Origin of the sequence: Brevibacillus sp. HB1.1, assembly GCF_013332445.1 — a bacterium.
Classification (GTDB): domain Bacteria; phylum Bacillota; class Bacilli; order Brevibacillales; family Brevibacillaceae; genus Brevibacillus; species Brevibacillus porteri.
On record NZ_JABMIV010000012.1, the window covers coordinates 26,144 to 48,170 of the forward strand.

Here is a 22,027-nt window from a genome sequence, read left to right on the forward strand (position 1 = left end):
TGAACAGGAAACAACGTAAGGGAAACGATACGATAAAATATACCCCTTTAGGGTATTTGGAGGGATTAATATGAGTGCCAAAACAGCAGAGGCAACAGTCGCAATCTCAGGGATGACTTGCGCAGCTTGTGCACTGCGCATCGAAAAGGGCCTGGGAAAAATGGAGGGAGTGGAGACTGCCAACGTCAATCTGGCCTTGGAAAAATCCACAGTCGTGTTCGATCCATCGAAAACGAACATCGACGACATCCGCTCCAAAATTGAATCTCTCGGCTATGGTGTCGTCACTGACAAGGTGGAGCTAAACATCTCGGGAATGACATGTGCGGCTTGCTCCACCCGGATCGAAAAAGGCTTGAACAAAACAGCTGGGGTTCTGAAGGCAAACGTGAACCTGGCGATGGAAACAGCCACTGTCGAGTACGATTCATCACAGGTAAGTGTGACGGACCTTATTCAAAAGGTAGAAAAGCTAGGGTATCAGGCGACTCGCAAGGAAGAAGGCAAAGAAGAAGAAAAAGTAGATCGTCGCCAGGAAGAAATCAAACGGCAGACCCGCAAGTTCTGGATTTCCGCGATTCTGTCGCTCCCGCTGCTCTGGTCGATGGTGAGCCACTTTTCCTTCACCTCGTTTATCTGGCTGCCTGAAATCTTGATGAATCCGTGGGTACAGCTCGCATTGGCAACACCGGTACAATTCATCATCGGAGCACAGTTTTACGTGGGAGCTTTCAAAGCCCTTCGCAACAAGAGTGCTAACATGGATGTGCTGGTTGCTCTCGGTACCTCAGCTGCTTATTTCTACAGTTTATGGGTCGCGATCAACTCCATCGGTGCTCATGGCGGCCATATGCTGGAGCTGTATTTTGAGACGAGTGCGGTACTGATCACGTTGATCGTCTTGGGTAAACTGTTTGAGATGAAAGCAAAGGGACGCTCTTCGGAAGCGATCCGCAAGCTGATGGGCTTGCAAGCAAAAATAGCAGTAGTCGTACGGGATGGCGTCGAAATGACCATTCCTGTAGAAGAAGTAAGACTGGGCGACGTCGTTCACGTGAAGCCGGGCGACAAAGTACCTGTCGATGGCATCGTCATGGAAGGACAGTCCGCAGTGGATGAGTCCATGCTGACTGGTGAAAGTATTCCGGTGGATAAAGCCGCAGGCGATACCGTCATCGGCGCCACCTTGAACAAAAACGGCTTTTTGAAGGTCCAGGCAACCAAAGTCGGAAAAGAAACGGCTCTGGCGCAAATCATTAAAGTAGTGGAAGAAGCACAAGGAACAAAAGCACCGATTCAGCGCGTAGCTGACAGCATCTCGGGGATTTTTGTCCCAATCGTCGTAGGGATTGCCATTCTTACCTTCTTGATCTGGTACTTCTTCGTTATACCTGGCAATTTCGGTGAGGCTTTGGAAAAAGCAATTGCTGTACTCGTAATCGCTTGCCCGTGCGCCCTCGGTCTGGCAACACCGACCTCGATCATGGCGGGCTCTGGACGCGCAGCTGAGTTGGGTATCCTGTTCAAAGGCGGGGAGCATCTGGAGACTGCTCACCACCTGGATACGATCGTCCTCGATAAAACAGGGACTGTAACCAAAGGCGAGCCAGAACTGACAGACGTCATTACCATTGATATCGAAGAACAAGAGCTACTCTCTTTGGTCGGCGCCGCTGAGAAAAATTCCGAGCACCCATTGGCTCAAGCCATCGTTCGCGGAATTGCAGATAAAGGAATCACCTTGACGAATACAGATTCTTTTGAAGCCATTCCTGGTTTCGGTATCCAGGCAACCGTCGCTGGCAAAGAAGTACTCGTCGGTACCCGCCGCTTGCTGGAAAAACATCAAATTTCGTATCAAGCAGTGTCTGATACCATGCTGGCACTGGAGCGCTCCGGTAAAACGGCGATGCTCGCAGTCGTCGAAGGCAAGCTCGCTGGCTTGATTGCCGTAGCGGATACGATTAAACCGACCTCCAAGCAAGCTGTTCAACGCATGAAAGCAATGGGATTGACTGTGATCATGATGACCGGTGACAACCGTCAAACTGCTGAGGCCATTGCCCGTGAAGCAGGAATCGATCACGTCATCGCAGAAGTCCTGCCTGAAGGCAAGGCCGCAGAAGTGAAAAAACTGCAAGAACAAGGCAAAAAAGTTGCGATGGTCGGCGATGGTATCAACGATGCTCCTGCACTCGCTACCGCTGACGTCGGTATGGCAATCGGTACAGGTACAGATGTGGCTATGGAAGCAGCCGATATTACCTTGATGCGCGGCGAACTGACCAGTGTCGCAGACGCCATCGAGATGAGCAAACTCACCATCCGCAACATCAAGCAAAACCTGTTCTGGGCACTGGCCTACAACACCTTGGGCATCCCGATTGCCGCAATTGGCTTCCTCGCTCCATGGCTTGCCGGTGCTGCAATGGCCTTCAGCTCCGTATCCGTTGTACTCAACGCACTGAGACTGCAACGAGTGAAGCTGTAACAACAGTAACAAGCGGCTTTGTCCGCCTTACCTATACAACATAAAATGTAAGGAGAGATTGATCATGACAAATATCACATTGAACGTAGAAGGTATGTCTTGCAACAAATGCGTAGCGCGCATCGAGAATACATTGAAAGAATTGGGTGCAGAAGGCAAAGTGCACTTGGCTGATAAAAAGGTTGATGTTTCCTACAATGAGAGCACATTGACACTCGAAGCAGTAAAAGAAGCAATCGAAGACCAAGGCTACGACGTCGTTTAAGCATCGTGCTATTACTATCGAAAAAAGCTCCTGCCTGATTCCATGAGGCGGGAGCTTTTTGGCTGTTTTGCTTGGAGTAGCTGTAGGGGATGGGAAGAAGCCCATTTCCAGTCTACGCTTCGGCCTACGCCCCGCAAGGGGTTAGACTGTCCGCTCCGAAATGAATGTCGGGAGCGCTTCAAAAGTAGAGTTTCGAAGATGTATTCGCAGAGGTTGAAGCTGACAACCCCCGCCATTCATTTCTACGCTGAGTTGGGCTCCAGAGGCGCTAGGACTGGAAATGTTCTTCTTCCCAAGCGACTATTGTTTACATCTTGAAAGCAGCATTCAAGGGGGTGCTTCATTAAATGCATGTAGACTCCCAACAGCTCGTAGAGGAAACAGGAGAAATAAGCGAAGATCTTTGGACACACCTACCGAGGCGCAGTGAAAAAAAGAGAAACTGCCTTTAGCGTCCACCTCTGAGACACATCTTGAATGGACTACTTTGGACGCGGTTTCGCTTTTTTTCACGAAGCCGGGCACCGATGCTCCCTCGCAGGTGTTCCAAGAAGCTGAGCGTTTTCTCCTGTTTCCTCCCCACCCCACATGCGAGAGAGAATAACGCACGATTCCTTTAATCGAATGAGTAACCGAGAGCTAATCCAATCCGATTCATAAAGAAAGACAAAGTCCGGTTAAAACCGTGCTAAACGAACGTTCACAATAACTGGAAGCGAGCGTATAATCAAATCACAATCAAGCTTAATCAAGAAACAACACATACGGCCTAGTTCCGAAATTTTCGGAAGCGGGGGAACCAATCTTTTGGGGTTAATCCTGAGTGATCAGGAGGGATGAGGAAAAGTCTTCTCTGCCATCCTACCCGTCAGCTAACCTCGTCGGCCAAAGCAGGGAAGGTCATGGATGGATAAAGTCTAGGCATATAATACGCAACAAGGGGATTCCTTGCGGGCGTGTGATAGGCCGATGCAGGCTTTTTCTTTGGGACCTTTGTTCTGGAGAAAAAGGATGGATCGGCCTATTTTTTATGGAAATACCGATGAGCAGCTTACGCCATACAGACGTTATCGAAAAACGTGTGGATCGCTGGGAGGCAGTCGGTACGAGATAAACCGCTGACAATCGAAATCAGGAAGACAGAGTACAGGGAGTCCTGAAAAGGGATGCCAGGTATTACGTAAGCCTGCGGATTTTTTACACGAGTATAAATCAAGCGTGCCTGCTTGGTTTTGCTGGAGTGTGGAAACTTCGCAGGCTTTTTGCATTTACGAAAAAACGAAGGATGAGGGATACCATGCCCAAAATGAAGGTCCATCAACTGACAAAAGTGTTCGGCAAGCAGCCCGAGCTGGCCTTGAAGCTACTGGCAGAAGGACGTACGAAAGAACAAATTTACAAGCAAACGGGCCAGTCTATCGGGGTGAATCAGGTCAGCTTTGAAGTCGAGGAAGGTGAAATCTTCGTGATCATGGGCCTGTCCGGCAGCGGCAAGTCAACCTTAATCCGACTGTGTAATCGACTGATTGATCCAACGAGTGGAAGCATCGAGATCGACGGGGAAGAGATCGTGGACATGAAGGCATCGGCTTTGCGCGAGGTGAGGAGGAAGAAGCTCGGGATGGTTTTCCAAAACTTCGCCCTGTTTCCGCAGCGGACGGTACGAGAAAACGTCGAGTTCGGTTTGGAGATTCAACAAGTACCACCAGGACTCCGGCAAGAAAAAGCACGGGAAGCGCTTGCGCTCGTTGGATTAACCGAGTGGGAAAATGCGTACCCGGATCAATTGAGCGGAGGGATGCGCCAGCGAGTCGGCTTGGCGCGGGCGTTGGCTAATAATCCAGATATTCTCTTGATGGACGAAGCGTTCAGTGCACTGGACCCGCTCATTCGAAAAGACATGCAGGATGAGCTACTGGAGCTTCAGATGACGATGAAAAAGACGATCCTGTTCATTACACATGACTTGCACGAGGCGTTGAGGCTGGGTGATCGGATTGCCTTTATGAAAGACGGACAGATCATTCAGATCGGCCGCCCGGAAGAAATCATGGCAGACCCAGCGGATGAATTCGTGCGGAAGTTCGTCGAGGATGCCGACCTGTCCAGAGTGCTCGTTGCTGAAAATGTGATGAAACGGGCAGAAGCAATCACGCCTGACAAAGGGGCGCGAGTGGCGCTGCAACTCATGATGGATAACGGTGTGTCCAGCTTGTACGTCGTGGACAAAAAGCGCACACTGCTCGGCTTGATTACGGCGTATGACGTATCACTCGCGATCGGTACGGGGGATTCACTGGAGACGATTATGAAAACCGACCTCCCTACTGTTTCACCTGACGCACGTCTGCACAGCTTGTTCCCGATGATGGCAGACCTGCACGTCCCGATTGCGGTAGTGGGCGAGCAGCAGCGTTTGTTGGGTGTCATCGTAAAAGGAGCGGTGCTAGGCGGGCTGGTAGGCAAAGTCAATGTCCAAGAACACCAGAGAGCAGAGGTGATGAGTGATGGACGTCGTGCCTAAGCTGCCGATTGGCGAATGGATGGAAGGGTTCGTGGAGGTGCTGGGCCAGTACAAAGGGGTATTGTTTGATCCAGTGTCTATCGTCATTTCTACGATGGTGACTTACTGTTCCACGGTTTTGGCAGAGATACCTTCGCTGATTCTCATCTTGCTGCTGGGGGCCGCTGCGTGGGTTTTTGCAGGGAGAGCGTCTATGGTCTTTACGGTTATCGGACTTTCTCTCATTCACAACCTGGGGTACTGGGATGAAACGATGGAGACATTGGGACTCGTCCTCACTGCCACCATGATTTCGATCGCCATCGGGATTCCGGTGGGCATTCTTTGCGCGAGATACGATACGTTTCGCAATCTGGTCACGCCAATACTGGATTTGATGCAGACGATGCCAGCGTTTGTTTACTTGATTCCCGCAATCTTTTTCTTTGGCTTGGGTGAAGTGCCGGGAGTCATTGCCTCCGTTATTTTTGCTTTGCCGCCAATTGTGCGTCTCACGAACTTAGGCATACGTCAGGTGCCAGCGGAAATGGAGGAAGCAGCGGATGCCTTTGGCGCAACTGGGTGGCAAAAGCTCGTGAAAGTGCAACTGCCGTATGCGAAATCGACGATCTTGGCGGGAGTCAATCAGTGTATCATGCTCGCCCTGTCGATGGTGGTCATAGCGGCTATGATCGGGGCGAAAGGCTTGGGTGCAGACGTATATCGTGCCGTTTCGCAAGTGGATATAGGAAGAGGATTCGAGGCGGGGCTATCCATCGTGATCATCGCTATCGTCTTGGATCGGCTTACTCAACATGCAGGAAAAAAGGAGAGAAACATATGATGAACAAAGCGGTTCCAGCTTTACTGGCAGTGATGATGGGAGCGACAGCTTGGCTCGCAGGCTGCTCCAGTCAAAACACAAACACACAAATACCGACAGCAACGGTAGTCGGTCCTATTCCTTCTGAGATGTCGGACAACGCGCTAGGAGAAAAGCTCGACTACAAAATCATCGGAATCGACGCAGGAGCAGGCTCGATGGTGAAGACAGAGGAAGTCATGAACTTGTATGGCTTGGATAAATGGCAGCTTGTTGAAGGCTCCGATGCAGCGATGACAGCAGCTTTGATCAAGGCGTACGAAGCGAAGGAACCGATTATCATTACGGGCTGGACGCCGCATTGGATGTTTAAAAAGATGGATTTGAAATATTTGGAGGACCCGAAGAACGGCTTTGGCGGAGCGGAACAAATCCATACCATCGTGCGCAAAGGGCTGAAAGAGGATCAGCCTGCTGCCTATCAGTTTCTGGATAAGTTCTGGTGGGAGCCAGCCGATATGGAGTCAGTCATGGTCCAAATGATTGACGGAAAAGATCCGGAAGTGGCCGCTGCGGAATGGGTAAAAAACAACGAAGCCAAAGTAGCGAAATGGGTGGAGGGCATCCAGCCTGTCCAAAGAGAGAAGCTGACTCTCGCTTATGTAGCATGGGATTCCGAGATTGCCAGCTCGCACGTTGTAGAGCATGTGCTGGAGCAGAAGCTGGGGTATGAAGTCGAATTGAGTCAGGTGCAGACTGGACCGATGTGGGCAGGAGTGGCCATTGGGGATGTAGATGGGATGGTTGCGGCTTGGCTGCCGTCTACAGATACGAGCTATTTGAAAAAGTTTGGTGGGCAAATCGAGGATTTGGGTCCGAATCTCGACGGAACCAAAATCGGACTCGTGGTTCCTTCGTACATGAACATCTCGTCCATTGAGGATCTCCAATAAGGAAGGGAGGCGCTGCTATGAAGCATTATCTCGTAATGGGCAAGGGGGAAGCTTTCACTTCTTTTGTCCAGACACTATGCTGTGACAGTTTGCCTGCTTTTTGGGGAAGGAATCCCGGTGCCTTTTCATTGACAGCGGGGCCTTGCGACAAGACGATTCAGCGTTTTTTGCCCATCTCATTTGACGAGTGCTACCGCGATCAGGAATCCTTGCTGCTCTACCATTCCGTCTACATCTTTCCCGATGAGTGGGCGGAGGGACGCGACTTCATTACACTGTTCAAGCAGCTTGGCACCTGCCGGATTTTTGTGATGACGCAGGAACATCGGAACGCGATGTTATACAAGGCGCTCGGGGCGAATCACGTCATTGTGAGCCAGCCCGGGTATAAAGGCTACGGCTGGTTGGCCGAACAGATGAGTGGGTAAGAGAGGAATAGAAAAGGCTCCGCCTGCAAATGAAGGCGGAGCCGCGCTTTGTAAAATTAGCCTAATATTTTTTCGAGGTCCTTGTCCAATACATAAACCTCGATCCGTTCACCCATTTTCGTGCTGATATCACTATGGCTGGATAGTACCTTGCAGCTTGTCAGCTTTTCTACGATTTCTTCCGATTCTTCGCTATACATCTCACGGAGAACCTCGCGCATTTCTTTGACGATGCGGCGACCTTTATCGTGACTGGACAGATGCTTTTCTTCGACGGTGAGAACACCTTTAAATCTGACGATGACCATATCACCGACGATGTAGGTCTTCGCTTCCTGTGGACCTCGTCCAATCAGATCGCGCTGAAATTTTATGAATGCTTCGCTGATTTCGGCTTCCAGCTTTTTTTTGTTAGAGATGGCCAAACGCCATACCTCCCATAATTTATCATTGTGCCTAATATTACTCAGCCGTCTTGGGGCTGTCAACCTACGAAAAAAGAGGGGGGAAACATTCCTGTGGTGATCGTCTCCATTTTTGCTGTTGGTATTTTTCTCTATTTGATCTATGCGTTATTGCATGTGGAGGAGCTATGAAACAATTGATAGGAAAGGCTCTACTTGATAGTTTTCGCAAGCTGAACCCGTTGGTCATGAAATCGAATCCCGTGCTGTTTGTCGTAGAGCTCGGGACGGTTCTGATTTTGCTGATGCTGTTGTTTCCGAAGTATTTTGGTACGGAGGATCAGGTAGGGTGGAATACAGTCGTTTTTTCCGTTTTATTATTCACGGTGTTGTTCGCGAATTTTGCTGAGGCATTGGCAGAAGGACGTGGGAAAGCACAAGCAGATACATTGCGAAGGGCCAAGCGGGATACGGAAGCCAAGCGACTCAAAGCCGATGGCAGTGTGCAGGTGATTTCATCTGGCGAACTGCGTAAAGGTGATCAGGTCTTGGTCGAAACAGGAGATATCATCCCAGGAGATGGTGACATTATCGATGGCTTGGCCTCCATTGATGAATCTGCGATCACGGGTGAGTCGGCTCCGGTCATCAAAAGGGCGGGCAGCGACCAGACGTCTGTAACGGGCGGGACACGTGTCATTAGTGACTCTATTATCGTGAAAATTACGACGAACCCCGGGGACTCTTTTTTGGATCGGATGATTATGCTCATTGAAGGGGCCAAGCGTCAAAAAGCACCGAATGAAATTGCCTTGAATACAGTTCTTATCGTCTTTACGCTTATTTTTTTGATTGTCGTCGTCACGCTGGTTCCGATTGCTTCGTATGTGGGTATCGAGCTGGATATCTCCGTCTTGGTCGTTTTGCTCGTTTGTCTCATTCCGACCACGATTGGCGGCTTGTTATCGGCCATTGGCATTGCGGGGATGGATCGTGTCACCCGCTTTGGTGTCATCGCGATGTCGGGTAAGGCAGTAGAAGCGGCTGGTGATGTCAACACGATCATTTTGGACAAGACAGGCACGATCACGTATGGTAACCGACTGGCGGCAGAATTCGTTCCTGTAGCAGGAGTCGACCAGAGGGAGCTGATGGAAGTCGCAGTGCTCACTTCGCTGTTCGATGATACGCCAGAGGGAAGCTCCGTCATGATGCTCGCCCAAGCAAATCAGGTTGTCTGCGATGTCAAAGCGTACGAAGGAGAGATTATCCCGTTTACTGCTGAGGAGCGCATGAGCGGTTTGAATTACAAAGGCGTCTACTATCGAAAAGGAGCAGTTAGCGCCATTAGTGCCTATGTCAGGGAGCGGGGGGGCATGGTGCCACCAGATCTTGAAGAAAAAAGCGCGCGAATCTCGCTGCAAGGTGGTACTCCACTCGCTGTATGCAAGGACAGTCAGGTTCTTGGCCTGATTTACTTGAAGGATACGGTGAAGCCCGGGATTCGTGAGCGTTTTGAAGAATTGCGGAAAATGGGCATTAGGACCGTCATGTGCACAGGCGACAATCCACTGACAGCGGCCACCATCGCCAAAGAAGCTGGGGTCGACGATTTTATCGCCGAGAGCAAGCCCGAGGACAAAATCAGAATCGTCCGGGAAGAGCAGGCACAAGGGAAAATGGTTGCGATGACCGGAGATGGCACGAATGATGCGCCAGCGCTGGCCCAAGCCGATGTAGGCATCGCGATGAACAGCGGGACAACGGCTGCGAAGGAAGCGGCCAACATGGTCGATCTCGATTCAGACCCGACGAAGATTTTGCAGGTCATTTCCATCGGGAAGCAGCTTCTCATGACCCGCGGCGCATTGACGACCTTTAGTATCGCGAACGACTTTTCCAAGTATTTTGCGATCATCCCTGCGATGCTGGTCGAGCAAGTACCCGAGATGCAGCTTTTGAACATCATGAACCTGCAGTCTCCGTCCAGTGCTGTTCTATCCGCACTTTTATTCAATGCGATTATTATCCCACTCTTAATCCCGCTGGCATTGCGGGGAGTGCGCTATGTGCCCATGAATGCGAACCAGCTTCTCGTCCGGAACTTGTTGATTTACGGCGTAGGAGGAATCATTTTTCCGTTCATCGGAATCAAGCTGATTGATATGGGACTGCAACTGTTCTGGTAACCAAACAGCTATGAATGACATACGGAGGTGTACTCACGTGAACGTATCGTTGCGTTCCAAAATCATGTGCGGCTTTGTCGCTACGGCCCTGCTAATCGGAGTGCTGGGGCAGCTCTATTACACAAAGCTGGTTGAAATCAATGCGCGCTATGATGCCAGTTTGGGACTTGGAGAAGAAGCAATCAGGCAAGTAGAAAAGAGTGTGCTTGAGGAGCTTTCCTACATTTATGTGACGAGTGTTGGGATGTTTGTTTTGATCATCGGATTGGGCTGGATCATCTCTGGAAAAATTAGCCGATCCATTCGTGTCATTGCCGATGCGACAGAAACAATGGCAGCAGGAGATTTGACAGGAGCAGAGATTCAGATCGCCACGCAGGATGAGGTGGGGCAGGTAGCGCAAGCGATTAACCAGATGGCGCGGAATTTACGCAATTTGATCGGGCAAATCAGTACGGGAGCGGATCATGTTGCGAATGCTTCTGAGGAGCTGGCGACGAATGCCTTGCAAGCAACGGAAAACAGCCGATCGGTTGTCGCAGCGATGCAAGAGCTGGTGGATGGCGCTGGGGAGCAAATGAAAGGCTCCGATCAAACCGTCGATTCGATGGAACACGTAGAAGAAGCTGTGAAACAAATGGAGGAGTACGCGCAGCATGTCTTCGGATCAGCCAAAAGTGCCTCTGCGGCGGCCGAAACAGGAATGGAAGTCATCTCAAACACCGTGCAGCAGATGGCAGACATTGCGGCTGCTTTTACCACAACAGAGAAAGCTGTGATGCAGCTGGGCACGCGATCAAGGGAGATTGAAGCGTGTGTGGCTATCATTAAGGCGATGGCGAATCAGACAAATCTTTTGGCGATCAATGCTGCGATTGAAGCGGCACGAGCGGGAGCGTCAGGCAAAGGCTTCGCCGTCGTAGCCGGTGAGGTGAGAAAGCTCGCAGATCAATCCAGGCAAGCGGCGGAGCAGATCGCTGACATGCTCGAACAGATGCGACAGGACGTTGCCCGGGCAGTAGGGTCTATCGAAGGAGGAAATACAGAGGTCGCTTCTGGCGTGACGGTCGTAAAGGAAGCAGGGGATGCGTTTGCAAAAATTAGTCTGGCGGTCCAGCAAGTATCCATGCACATGAACCAAGTCGCGACAGGTTTGGATCATACCGCGGGCAAAACGGTGACAGTGACAGCCCAAATGGGTCAGCTTGCACATATCGCGAAGGCGGCGTCTGAGCGGGCTGATCAAGTGGCACAAGCGGCCTATCAGCAAAACAGTGCGGTGGAGGCGTTTCGTGAGTGCCTTGATTCACTCAGCAAGCTGGCTCACCAGCAAAAAAGTTTGATTCGCAGATTCAAGACATAGGTGATGGGTATGGGACTATGGCTAGAGCAGCAACGGATCGAGAGGCAAAAACAAACGGCGCTAAAGCTGGCTGCTGCGGTTGCCGCGCTCATGCTTGTCATCGTCTTGTTGCTGCTCTTCTTGACGGAGGAAACGCGAGGAGGTGTATGGCTGGCTGGGTTAGTGCCTATCTTGATCATCACGGCTATCTGCTATCGCATGGCTCTGAGGTACGCCTGTGATACGCATCAGCTGGAACAAACGTATTGGGAGAACGAGGAAAGGAAGATTCACTCGATATTGGAGAGCATCAAAGACGGTTATTACGAATTGGACGAGCGAGGTCGGTTTCTCGCTGTGAATCCTGCACTCTCTGAAATACTTGGAGCACCTGCGCATGAGTTGCTGGGAGCAAGCTATCAGGAGTATGTGGGCAAGCAAGATGCTTTGAAGCTAAAGCACGCGTTTCGGTGGGTGTCGCATACCGGGACGCCTGTCCAGCAAATTGACTGGGCGTTTGTCCAGCGTGACGGTCAGAGGCGCTTAGTGGAGGGCTCCATTGTGAAAATTAGCGAAAAATCGGGCGGTGTCACCGGGCTGCGCGGGATTATCCGCGACGTGACGGATCGCAGGCAGGCAGAGCAGACAATCAATCACATGGCGTACCACGATGCGCTGACTGATCTCCCGAACCGTCGACTTTTCGAGGCGGAGCTGACGATTGCGCTATCCCAGGCGAAGCAGCAAGGACAGATGATGGCAATCCTGTTTTTTGATTTGGATCGTTTTAAATACATCAACGACTCCTTGGGGCATTATTTCGGGGACTGCTTGCTCCAGTCGCTCTCTCATCGATTAAAGGAAAATGTCGGATCGGCAGGCATATTGGCTCGCATGGGCGGAGATGAGTTTACGATGATCTTCCCTGCGATTTCTGACGAGACAGAGGTGATTGCGTTGGCAGATCGGATCATTGCGTCCTTGCAATCGCCGCTTCAGGTAGAGGATCGGGAATGCATTGTCACGACAAGTATCGGGATCAGTATTTTCCCGAGAGATGGAGAGGATACGCAAACCCTCATGAAGCATGCAGATGCCGCCATGTACAGTGCCAAAGAAAAGGGCAGGAATCGGTACAACCTGTACTCGTCTACGATGAGCCTTCATGCGGCGGAACGGCTGGCAGTCGAGCAGGAGCTGCGCAAGGCGTTGGAGCGCAATGAGTTTAGCCTGCATTATCAGCCGCAGCTCGATTGCAAAACAAATCAGGTGGTCGGGGTGGAGGCACTGCTCAGGTGGCGGCATCCTGAATGGGGAATGGTCTCGCCAGCCGAATTTATCCCCTTGGCGGAAGAGACTGGCTTGATTGTGCCCATTGGGGAATGGGTGCTTCGAACGGCTTGTCAGCAAAACAAAGCATGGGCAGAAGCAGGCTATCCTTCCCTGCGCATAGCGGTGAATCTATCAGCCCGCCAATTTCAGCAGGAGAATTTGGTTGGCATGATCAAACAGGTGCTCCAAGAAACGCAGATGCAACCGCAATTTCTGGAGCTAGAGATTACAGAAAGTGCCGTCATGCAAAACGCCACGCGGTTCATTGGAATCCTGCATGAGCTGAAAAATCTGGGGATATGGCTGTCCATCGACGATTTTGGGACAGGCTACTCCTCGCTAAGCTACTTGCGTGATTTTCCCATTAACCGCTTAAAGATTGATCGGTCGTTTGTGAATGATATTACAGAAAACGAAGATGCCGTCATCGCCAAGTCGATCATTGCCATGGCGCACAGCTTGCAAATGAACGTGCTGGCGGAGGGGGTGGAAAACGAAGTTCAGCTGACCTTTTTGCGTGAGCAGCAGTGTGATGAAATGCAGGGCTACTACTGTAGTAAGCCATTACCTGCGGAGCAATTGGAAGAATGGATGCAACAATCAGGCACGACTGCTCTTGCAGTATGGGGAAAATAAATGAAAAAAGGAGAGAAACGATGAAATATCATGATCGGATGAGGCCTGATAGGTTTAAATCGCTTACACGGATAAAGAACGCAAAAATCGTGTGAAAAAGACTGAAATAGGACATTAACATCCGATTATGCCGGACGTATAATGAGACTCGTAACCAACAATTGCAAATATGGCCAAATCCCGAGGCACTCGGGAACGGAGGACCCAATCAGTAGGGGTTAATCCCACGCATGAATCGTGGGAGGGATGAGAAACTCTTTCGCCATCCTACCCGTCAGCTAACTTCGTCGGCTAAAGCGAGGGAGGTCTAAAGACCGCCTGTTTGAGGAGGCCTTTTTGTTATCCATTGAGGGACGACAAGGGTTGACTCGAAACGTAATGCAGGTCTTTTCGTTTTGCTCAAAAACGGTCAATGACCGTTGTTACTTACAAGTAAATAACTGTTTTCGGAAAAAGGAAACGGGAGACAAAACGCAAAGAAGGCAACTTCAAGTCGGCTGGGCGTTAGGTAGACCAATGAGTACTTTTTCTCCGATACAAAGGATCGTATTATTTGCCGCGGGATGCGGGCGACTTCGTTCGTCTGTCCATCTTCAGTTCGGTCAAATGCGGCGGTCTTTCGGGGAAATCGTAAGCATTGGTCTATTTTTTTCCCAAATGGCAGGTTTTTTCAAAAAAGGAAGCCTGTGCAGGGGGAAGCGAGAGAGACGAGTCGGCCAGACTTCACGGAATAGTTAGTACGGCAAAAAAGGAGGGACATTGCATGGACGTGGTTTCCATACTGCTCTTGGCGCTTTCATTCGGTGTATTTTTTGCACTCATCAAGTTTTGTGACGCCGTGGTAAGAGAACAGGGAGGGAAAGAGAAATGATCTGGTTGCTGCTGATTGTGGCAGGGCTTGCGATGTACCTGTGCCACGCATTGATTTACCCGGAAAAATACTAGGGGTTAGAATCATTCGTTTATTGGGAACCATTTTTTAGAGGGAGTAGGAGGAACTGTCGTGGACTTTTTACAAATAGCGTTGGTTTTGGTGGTGCTTTTCGTGCTCGCCATACCGATGGGAAAATATTTGGTACGCTCCTTTTCGCTGGAGACGACCCGATTGGACCGTGTTTTTGGCGGGGTGGAAAAAGCGATATACAAGCTGTCTGGCATTCGTGTAGCAGATATGACCTGGAAGCAGTACGCAATGGCTGTTCTGGTCAGCAACATTTCGATGGTAGCCATTGCCTATCTCTTGCTTCGTTTGCAAGGGATGCTGCCGGGAAACCCAAGTGGAATTACGGCGATGGAGCCGTTGCTTTCCTTTAACACGGCCATTAGCTTTTTGACGAATACGAATCTTCAGCATTACAGCGGGGAGAGCGGATTGTCGTACCTGTCGCAAATGCTGGTCATTATTTACCTGATGTTTACAACGCCAGCAACAGGGATCGCGGTCGTGATGGCCTTCATGCGCGGGCTGACAGGGCAGCGCAGCATCGGTAACTACTACGTAGACCTAGTACGTGCTCATACACGTGTGTTGATTCCGCTGGCGATTGTCGTGACATTGCTCTTGGTGTCCCAAGGCGTGCCGCAGACAATGGAGCCGACGGCAACAGCGACAACTATTAGCGGAACGGAGCAACAAATCGCTCGCGGTCCGGTCGCTTCACTCGTATCCATTAAGCATTTGGGAACAAACGGAGGCGGATTCTTCGGGGTAAACTCCGCGCATCCATTTGAAAACCCGACACCGCTAACAAACGTGATCGAAATTATGTCGATGTTTTTGATCCCGGCGTCACTGCCATTCACATTCGGCTTCATGGCGAAGAGCCGCAAGCAAGGCTGGGTTATTTTTGGAGCGATGTTCGCGATGTTCCTGGCGTTCCTGGTCACGGCGTATGCCAATGAAGTAAACGGCAACCCGGCGCTGGAACGGGCTGGCCTGTCACAAGTAATGGGCAGCATGGAAGGAAAAGAAGTCCGTTTTGGTATCGCACAAAGCGCCTTGTTCACTGCCGTGACAACAGCGGCAACGACAGGAACTGTGAACAACATGCACGATACATTGACGCCACTTGGCGGTTTGGTTCCGCTCGGTGAAATGATGCTCAACTGCGTATTTGGCGGAGATGGCGTCGGAACGATTAACATTTTGATGTATGCGATTTTGGCTGTATTCTTGGCGGGCTTGATGGTAGGGCGTACGCCTGAATTCCTCGGCCGCAAGATCGAAGGTAAAGAGATGAAGCTGATCGCCATCGCGATTCTCGTTCATCCCCTGATCATTTTGGCGCCAACCGCTATTGCATTGGCGACAGAAATGGGATCATCCGCAGTGTCGAACCCAGGCTTCCACGGCATTTCACAAGTGCTGTACGAGTACACTTCTTCGGCAGCCAACAACGGTTCCGGTTTTGAAGGATTGGGCGACAACACACCTTTCTGGAACATTTCTACGGGACTCGTCATGCTGTTCGGTCGATATGTTTCGATCATTACGATGCTGGCGGTAGCAGGCTCCTTGCTCGCAAAAACGCCGGTACCAGAAACGATGGGTACACTGCGCACAGACAATAGTGTATTCACGGTGATTTTGATTGCGACTGTGGTAATCGTAGGCGCACTGACATTCCTGCCTGTGCTTGCTCTTGGCCCAATCGCCGAGTGGCTCACGATCCGTTAATTAGAGGAAGTTCAAAAAGTCGACTTTTGATCACGATGTAATCGTGGAAGCAAATTCGGCATGGAAAGTAGCGTTCACCTTCGAAGTCCGGTGCTCATGTAGGTCCCCTACACTCCGCTCCTCCTTCTTCAGGTTCTCGCCACTTTCTCGGTGCTGAAAAGCCGACTTTTTGAACAAATATCCATACTAGAGGCAAAGGAGTAATTTTCCATGAGTAGAACGCGCACGGTTGCGCTTCCTAAAGATTTGTACCAGCGGGCCTTTGTCGAGTCTTTCAAAAAATTGGACCCGCGTGTGATGATGAAAAATCCTGTCATGTTCGTGGTAGAGATCGGATTCTTCATTACGCTCCTCCTGACGTTTGCACCCAATTTGTTTGGGGGGGCTTCGGACCCGTTTTTCAACGGCGTTGTCAGCTTTATCCTGTTCGTGACGATTTTGTTCGCCAACTTCGCAGAAGCCTTGGCAGAAGGGCGCGGCAAAGCACAGGCAGAGAGCTTGAAAAAAACGAAGCAGGACACGCAAGCAAAAAAAGTGGGGAAAGATGGACGCATTCAAGTCGTCAGTTCCACAGAACTTCGAAAAGGCGATCTGGTCATAGTGGAAGCAGGCGAGCTGATTCCATCCGACGGGGAAATCGTCGAGGGTGTCGCCTCTGTGGACGAATCTGCGATTACGGGTGAATCTGCTCCGGTCATTAAAGAAGCAGGTGGCGATTTCAGCTCCGTCACGGGAGGTACACGTGTCGTCAGTGACCGCATCCGCGTCCGCGTGACGACGGATCCCGGCGAATCGTTTTTGGATCGCATGATTTCGTTGGTAGAGGGCGCGAAGAGACAGAAGACCCCGAATGAAATCGCGTTGAATACGCTGTTGGTTAGCTTGACGTTGATTTTCCTGATCGTCTGCACGACCTTGCAGCCTATTGCGAACTATGTGAATGCAGCCATTCCAGTTGCAACACTGATTGCTTTGCTCGTTTGCTTGATTCCGACCACGATTGGCGGACTCTTGTCAGCGATTGGGATTGCGGGTATGGACCGGGTCACACAGTTTAACGTCATCGCCATGTCTGGTAAAGCCGTAGAGGCATCCGGTGACATCAACACGATTATTTTAGATAAAACGGGAACGATCACGCATGGTAACCGGATGGCTGCTGAGTTTGTCACTGTAGGCGACAGCAAAAGCACAGAATTGAACCGTGTAGCTGCACAAAGCTCCATCCATGACGAAACACCGGAAGGACGCTCTGTTGTAGAGCTGGCGAAAAAACAAGGTCTGGCACCTGCTGAACTGGTATTGCCTGGTTCCGAGGGTGTGGAGTTCCGCGCAGAAACAAGAATGAGCGGGACGAATCTAGCAAGCGGCGTCCTCATTCGCAAAGGGGCAGTCGATGCCATCAAAAAATATGTAACAGAGCAAGGGGGCAACATCCCTGCTGACTTGGATGAAAAAGCAAACCGGATTGCGACGGCGGGCGGCACGCCATTGGCTGTAGCAGAAGGCAATACGATTCTCGGATTGATTTACTTGAAAGATACCGTAAAGCCAGGCATGCGCGAACGCTTTGAAGAGCTGCGCCGCATGGGAATTCGTACAGTCATGTGCACGGGGGATAACCCGCTGACAGCAGCGACGATTGCCCGCGAAGCAGGTGTGGACGATTTCGTAGCCGAAGCCAAGCCGGAAGATAAGATTGCACTGATCCGCAAAGAACAAGCGGCAGGCAAACTGGTCGCCATGACAGGTGACGGTACGAATGACGCGCCAGCTCTCGCACAAGCCGATGTCGGTTTGGCGATGAACACGGGTACGGTAGCAGCGAAGGAAGCAGCGAACATGGTCGATCTGGATTCTGACCCGACTAAGATCATCGAGGTTGTGGCGATTGGCAAGCAGCTTTTGATGACACGCGGTGCATTGACGACGTTCAGTATCGCCAATGACGTAGCGAAATACTTCGCGATCATTCCTGCGATGTTCATGCTGGCGATCCCACAAATGAGTGCGCTCAACATCATGGGTCTGGCTACACCGCAAAGTGCGATTCTGTCCGCGTTGATCTTCAATGCGATCATCATCCCGATCCTGATTCCGTTGGCGATGAAAGGCGTGAAATACACGCCAATGAGCGCGACAAAGCTGCTTAGCCGCAACCTGGTGATCTATGGCTTGGGAGGAATTATCGTTCCGTTCGTGGGCATCAAGCTGATTGACTTGATTTTGGTCGGATTGAATCTGGTGTAACTCATATTGAAAAAAGAAAGCTCAGGTGAACTGATATGATATTGAAAAATTTGCGTCTCAGCCTCGTTTTGCTGTTGATTTGCGGCGTTGCCTACCCGCTGGCGATGACAGGGGTTGCACAGGTTGTCATGCCTGCCCAAGCAAGTGGTAGTCTCATCACCGATGCGAGCGGCAAGGTGGTCGGCTCCGAGCTGATTGGGCAGACCTTCACCGATCCGAAGTACTTCTGGGGACGCATTTCTTCTATTGATAACAATGCGTCAGGCTCTGGCTCGAACAACTACGCGCCATCCAACCCGGCCCTGATCGAACGTACGCAAAAGGATATCGCCGCATTTCTAGCAGCGAATCCTGGCGTGAAGCAGGAAGACATCCCGGCTGATTTGCTGACCAATTCCGCTTCCGGTTTGGACCCGCATATCTCGCCAAAAGCTGCCCAGATACAAGTAGCGCGTGTAGCCAAGGCGCGCAATCTCGAACCGGTACAACTACAGGCACTGATTGAAGCCAATACAGACGGAAGAAGCTTGGGTGTTTTTGGGGAGCCGCGTGTCAATGTGGTGAAGCTAAATTTGGCCTTGGACGAATTGAAGAAGTAAAGATAGAAGGAGGGCTGCGAGATGGTAGAGCAGTTTCGGCGAAAGTCCCCGGAGGAAATCTTGCAGTCCATCTCCAGAATGCACCGGGGCAGGCTGAAAATCATTCTGGGGGCAGTCAGTGGTTCAGGGAAAACCTATCATCTGCTAATGGAAGGGCAGACGCTTAAGAAAAAAGGGATTGATGTGGTTGTAGCTGGCTCAGGTGAGGCCACTCATCCCAAGCTGGCGCAAAAGCGGGAGGGCTTGGAACAAATCCAGCCAATCATCTGGTATTCTCTCGGGGAAGCGAGACATGATCTGGACGTTGCAGCCATTATCGAACGAGATCCGGAAGTCGTGCTCGTAGACGGTTTGGCTCATCGCAATCGTCCAGATGCCCCGCGACCAACCAGCTTGGACGATGTTCAGTATTTGCTGAACCACAATATTAGTGTGATAGCGACGGTCAACATTTACGAATTGGCCGGGATGAAAGAGATGGCAGAGCGACTGACGAAGGCAGAGGTACGGATCGACCAGTGTGTCCCGGAAGATACGCTTGCCATGGCAGACGAGGTGAAGCTGCTCGATGTTACGCCAGAAGCCATCCTGAAACGGCTGCAAGAAGACGATCGCAACCCGACTCGAACCAAGCATCCGTTGTTTCGCAGAGACAATCTGCATATGCTGCGGGAACTCGCGCTGCGTTTTGTTGCTACGGGCGTAAACGAGGATTTGGAGGACTATCGGGAGAAGCACGGCATGGTGGGGGCTTCAGGAGCCACAGAGAAGGTGCTGGTTTCTGCCCAGTATCATTGGAATGGCTCGATATTAGTTCGGCGCGGACAACAGGTTGCCAAGAGACTCGGCGGAGAGCTCTTGGTCGTCTGTTTTCTCCCTTTATCTAAGAAGTTGACGAAGGAAGAAGCGACTTTTAAGAGATCCATCGGAAAGCTCGTGGACAAAGTCGGAGGTACCTTTGAAGAGCAGATGCTTGCACGTGAAAAAGACGTAGCAAACGAGCTCGTCGCTTATGCGATGGAGAATAATGTGACCCGAATCGTCATGGGGCAGTCCAAGCGTACGCGCTGGGAAGAGATATGGTATGGCTCCATCGTTCATAAGATTCTTCGGCAAACGAAAAATATCGATATCTTGATCGTGGCAGATCGTTCTGAGCGGGACGGTGAGCGCGTCATGCCGACCAAGCGAGAACAAGCGGTAACGGCCAATCCGTACCGACGCCTCTCCGATGAGGAGATGCAGGAGGAAATCGGGAAAATCAAGCGTGGGACGCTAAAAGTATATGTAGGAGCCGCACCTGGTGTCGGCAAGACGTACACAATGCTGAGAGAAGGAAACGAGCTCGCCGAAATTGGCATTGACGTGGTGATTGGGCTTTTGGAAACGCATGGACGAAAAGAAACCATTGAGCAGGTAGGGGGACTTCCTCTTATCCCGCGCAAGCGCATTCCATACAAAAACGTGACGCTCGAAGAAATGGACACGGACGAAATTATTCGGCGAAATCCGGAGGTCGTATTGGTAGATGAGCTGGCACATACGAATGTGCCGGGGAGTGCCTATGAGAAGCGATATCACGATGTCGAGAAGATTTTGGCTGCGGGTATTTCCGTCATATCCACGATGAATATTCAGCACCTCGAGAGCTTGAACGACAGCGTCGAGCAAATCACGGGAATCCGCGTGCGAGAGACGGTGCCGGACCATATTCTGCATCAGGCAGATGAGGTAGAGCTGATTGATATTTCACCGAAAGCACTACGTCAGCGGATGCGAGAGGGCAATATTTACGCGATGGAAAAGGTGGAGCAGTCGCTGACCAACTTTTTCAAAACAGGGAATTTGATCGCATTAAGAGAGCTGGCCTTGCGTGAAGTGGCTGACGATGTCGATGAACGCTTGGAGGCGTGGGAGCGACGAACGTTGCGCGGGCCTTGGCGGCAGCAGGAAGTCATTTTTGTCTGTGTGAATTTGCGCGCAGACAGTGAACGATTGATTCGCCGAGGGTTCCGCATTGCCTATCGGCTGAAGGCGTCCTGGCATGTCGCTTACGTGCAGGATCATCCGTCGCTGACAGAAGAGGAAGAGACACAGCTGGCGAAGCTGAAAGCACTAACAGAGCGGCTCGGAGGTCGTTTCGAACGATACGAAGCCCCTTCCCGACGTAAGGTTTTCACCAAGCTGGTCTTGCATATGAACGAAAAAGGAACGACACAGGTCGTCATCGGGCAGTCGGCGCGGACTCGCTGGAAAGAAATTCTCGAGGGTTCGGTCATCCAGCGATTATTGCGGGAGGTTCGACACATGGATGTGCTGGTCGTGGCCGATCACGCACCCGATATGATGTGAGGGAGGTTAATGATGGGCACAGAAAAAGAAGGGCAATGGGACCAAAGCGTGGCAGACGCCTATAGCCGTTTGGAGTGCCTGATACTAGAGTCAACTAGGGAGGCAGATTTGTTTTCCAGGCTGATACGGGTCTACCTGGAGGAAGAAGAGGTGCGCATACGGCAAAAATTAAAGCGCAAATCCTCACAGCGAATCTCTCGCGTCATGCATGAGCGGGTGGGTGAGTTTTTGTCTGGGCAATTAGCCGGGCTTTCGTTTCAAGTGATTGACGGTCTGTTGTTTATGAAAAAAGACGAACAACTGGTAGGAGCACTCAAATGCATCCCTGATCTCGGCAGCTACGATACGCCGTCTTGGAATGCGACACTTGCCCGTTTTGCCAAACAGTATCAGAAGCGATTCAAGCTGGCGCCAGAGAAGCTGTTGTTCGTTGTCTGCTCGCTCGCAAAAAGCTTGGATGCAGCCCATGCCAAGGCGTTGACCGGAATTGACGTGTGGTGTGGCGCGGCACTAACCACTCCAGCCTATCGGGATGCGTTGCAAGTGTATGTCAACAAATATGTAGAAGTCATGGACGCACTCCCGCAACCTGTAAACCAAGTGTATTTCTTAAGTGCAGATGTCCATCCGAATGCGCTTGCTTGCCAATTGCTACGCGGGGAAAAAGCATCCATGCCAGATCGTTGGTTACAGCCGTCTGTCAGTGATCTCATCCAATTATTGCAAACGAAGCTGTGATATACTTTTAGGGATGTTCATACGATGAATTTCCTTGGGAGGGAC

Annotated in this window: 16 protein-coding genes and 2 riboswitches; of the genes, 15 read left to right on the plus strand and 1 reads right to left on the minus strand. The window is 51.0% G+C overall.

Features of this window, described 5'->3' with window-relative positions; translation table 11 throughout:
• Positions 1–70 precede the first annotated feature (70 nt).
• The 6 genes from HPY27_RS24815 (at position 71) to HPY27_RS24840 (ending at position 7,463) form a co-directional block, all read left to right on the plus strand.
• Complete coding sequence (locus tag HPY27_RS24815; protein WP_174226237.1) at positions 71–2,491, plus strand: heavy metal translocating P-type ATPase; 2,421 nt, start codon at positions 71–73, stop codon at positions 2,489–2,491.
• A gap of 64 nt (positions 2,492–2,555) precedes the next feature.
• Positions 2,556–2,756, plus strand: a complete 201-nt coding sequence (locus HPY27_RS24820; RefSeq protein WP_017247169.1) for a cation transporter — start codon at positions 2,556–2,558, stop codon at positions 2,754–2,756.
• A gap of 756 nt (positions 2,757–3,512) precedes the next feature.
• Positions 3,513–3,659, plus strand: a riboswitch (cyclic di-AMP (ydaO/yuaA leader).
• Positions 3,660–4,053: 394 nt separating this feature from the next.
• Positions 4,054–5,280 (plus strand): quaternary amine ABC transporter ATP-binding protein, encoded by a 1,227-nt coding sequence (locus HPY27_RS24825; RefSeq protein WP_017247170.1) that lies wholly within the window; start codon positions 4,054–4,056, stop codon positions 5,278–5,280.
• Positions 5,264–6,103: an ABC transporter permease gene (locus tag HPY27_RS24830; protein ID WP_174226238.1), complete on the plus strand. Its 840-nt coding sequence runs from the start codon at positions 5,264–5,266 to the stop codon at positions 6,101–6,103. Before HPY27_RS24825 ends, HPY27_RS24830 begins: the two co-directional genes overlap by 17 nt.
• Entirely contained in the window at positions 6,100–7,035 is a 936-nt protein-coding gene (locus tag HPY27_RS24835) for a glycine betaine ABC transporter substrate-binding protein (RefSeq protein WP_174226239.1), read from the plus strand. Before HPY27_RS24830 ends, HPY27_RS24835 begins: the two co-directional genes overlap by 4 nt.
• Positions 7,036–7,052: 17 nt before the next feature.
• Positions 7,053–7,463: a hypothetical protein gene (locus HPY27_RS24840; RefSeq protein WP_069851935.1), complete on the plus strand. Its 411-nt coding sequence runs from the start codon at positions 7,053–7,055 to the stop codon at positions 7,461–7,463.
• A 56-nt stretch (positions 7,464–7,519) separates the two neighbouring features.
• Here the strand turns inward: HPY27_RS24840 and HPY27_RS24845 are convergent, their stop codons facing one another.
• Complete coding sequence (locus HPY27_RS24845) at positions 7,520–7,888, minus strand: Na-translocating system protein MpsC family protein (RefSeq protein ID WP_017247174.1); 369 nt, start codon at positions 7,886–7,888, stop codon at positions 7,520–7,522.
• 167 nt (positions 7,889–8,055) lie between these two features.
• On the opposite strand from HPY27_RS24845, the gene kdpB (HPY27_RS24850) reads away from it, so the two are divergent.
• The 9 genes from kdpB (HPY27_RS24850) (at position 8,056) to HPY27_RS24890 (ending at position 21,982) form a co-directional block, all read left to right on the plus strand.
• Positions 8,056–10,056 (plus strand): potassium-transporting ATPase subunit KdpB, encoded by a 2,001-nt coding sequence (gene kdpB, locus HPY27_RS24850; RefSeq protein WP_174226240.1) that lies wholly within the window; start codon positions 8,056–8,058, stop codon positions 10,054–10,056.
• Positions 10,057–10,093: 37 nt separating this feature from the next.
• Positions 10,094–11,419: a methyl-accepting chemotaxis protein gene (locus tag HPY27_RS24855; RefSeq protein WP_174226241.1), complete on the plus strand. Its 1,326-nt coding sequence runs from the start codon at positions 10,094–10,096 to the stop codon at positions 11,417–11,419.
• A gap of 9 nt (positions 11,420–11,428) precedes the next feature.
• Complete coding sequence (locus tag HPY27_RS24860; RefSeq protein WP_174226242.1) at positions 11,429–13,366, plus strand: putative bifunctional diguanylate cyclase/phosphodiesterase; 1,938 nt, start codon at positions 11,429–11,431, stop codon at positions 13,364–13,366.
• A gap of 161 nt (positions 13,367–13,527) precedes the next feature.
• Positions 13,528–13,674, plus strand: a riboswitch (cyclic di-AMP (ydaO/yuaA leader).
• A 559-nt stretch (positions 13,675–14,233) separates the two neighbouring features.
• Positions 14,234–14,311, plus strand: coding sequence for a K(+)-transporting ATPase subunit F (gene kdpF / locus HPY27_RS30680; RefSeq protein ID WP_111914364.1), 78 nt, complete (start codon positions 14,234–14,236; stop codon positions 14,309–14,311).
• 58 nt (positions 14,312–14,369) lie between these two features.
• Positions 14,370–16,043 carry a potassium-transporting ATPase subunit KdpA gene (gene kdpA, locus HPY27_RS24870; protein WP_174226243.1) on the plus strand — a complete coding sequence of 558 codons (1,674 nt, stop codon included), beginning with the start codon at positions 14,370–14,372 and terminating at the stop codon, positions 16,041–16,043.
• 210 nt (positions 16,044–16,253) lie between these two features.
• Entirely contained in the window at positions 16,254–18,293 is a 2,040-nt protein-coding gene (gene kdpB / locus HPY27_RS24875; protein WP_017247181.1) for a potassium-transporting ATPase subunit KdpB, read from the plus strand.
• A 35-nt stretch (positions 18,294–18,328) separates the two neighbouring features.
• Complete coding sequence (kdpC, locus tag HPY27_RS24880) at positions 18,329–18,892, plus strand: potassium-transporting ATPase subunit KdpC (protein ID WP_017247182.1); 564 nt, start codon at positions 18,329–18,331, stop codon at positions 18,890–18,892.
• 21 nt (positions 18,893–18,913) lie between these two features.
• Complete coding sequence (locus HPY27_RS24885) at positions 18,914–21,244, plus strand: universal stress protein (protein WP_069851949.1); 2,331 nt, start codon at positions 18,914–18,916, stop codon at positions 21,242–21,244.
• Positions 21,245–21,256: 12 nt separating this feature from the next.
• Positions 21,257–21,982 carry a hypothetical protein gene (locus HPY27_RS24890; RefSeq protein WP_174226296.1) on the plus strand — a complete coding sequence of 242 codons (726 nt, stop codon included), beginning with the start codon at positions 21,257–21,259 and terminating at the stop codon, positions 21,980–21,982.
• The last annotated feature ends 45 nt before the right edge of the window (positions 21,983–22,027 follow it).

What these genes read in the sequence shown, in the direction of transcription:
- kdpB (WP_174226240.1), top strand. Translation starts at nt 8,056, where the DNA reads ATGAAACAATTGATAGGAAAGGCTCTACTTGATAGTTTTCGCAAGCTG.
- HPY27_RS24820 (WP_017247169.1), top strand. Translation starts at nt 2,556, where the DNA reads ATGACAAATATCACATTGAACGTAGAAGGTATGTCTTGCAACAAATGC.
- HPY27_RS24885 (WP_069851949.1), top strand. Translation starts at nt 18,914, where the DNA reads ATGGTAGAGCAGTTTCGGCGAAAGTCCCCGGAGGAAATCTTGCAGTCC.
- HPY27_RS24830 (WP_174226238.1), top strand. Translation starts at nt 5,264, where the DNA reads ATGGACGTCGTGCCTAAGCTGCCGATTGGCGAATGGATGGAAGGGTTC.
- kdpC (WP_017247182.1), top strand. Translation starts at nt 18,329, where the DNA reads ATGATATTGAAAAATTTGCGTCTCAGCCTCGTTTTGCTGTTGATTTGC.
- HPY27_RS24840 (WP_069851935.1), top strand. Translation starts at nt 7,053, where the DNA reads ATGAAGCATTATCTCGTAATGGGCAAGGGGGAAGCTTTCACTTCTTTT.
- HPY27_RS24815 (WP_174226237.1), top strand. Translation starts at nt 71, where the DNA reads ATGAGTGCCAAAACAGCAGAGGCAACAGTCGCAATCTCAGGGATGACT.
- HPY27_RS24890 (WP_174226296.1), top strand. Translation starts at nt 21,257, where the DNA reads ATGGGCACAGAAAAAGAAGGGCAATGGGACCAAAGCGTGGCAGACGCC.
- HPY27_RS24835 (WP_174226239.1), top strand. Translation starts at nt 6,100, where the DNA reads ATGATGAACAAAGCGGTTCCAGCTTTACTGGCAGTGATGATGGGAGCG.
- kdpF (WP_111914364.1), top strand. Translation starts at nt 14,234, where the DNA reads ATGATCTGGTTGCTGCTGATTGTGGCAGGGCTTGCGATGTACCTGTGC.
- HPY27_RS24825 (WP_017247170.1), top strand. Translation starts at nt 4,054, where the DNA reads ATGCCCAAAATGAAGGTCCATCAACTGACAAAAGTGTTCGGCAAGCAG.
- HPY27_RS24860 (WP_174226242.1), top strand. Translation starts at nt 11,429, where the DNA reads ATGGGACTATGGCTAGAGCAGCAACGGATCGAGAGGCAAAAACAAACG.
- kdpB (WP_017247181.1), top strand. Translation starts at nt 16,254, where the DNA reads ATGAGTAGAACGCGCACGGTTGCGCTTCCTAAAGATTTGTACCAGCGG.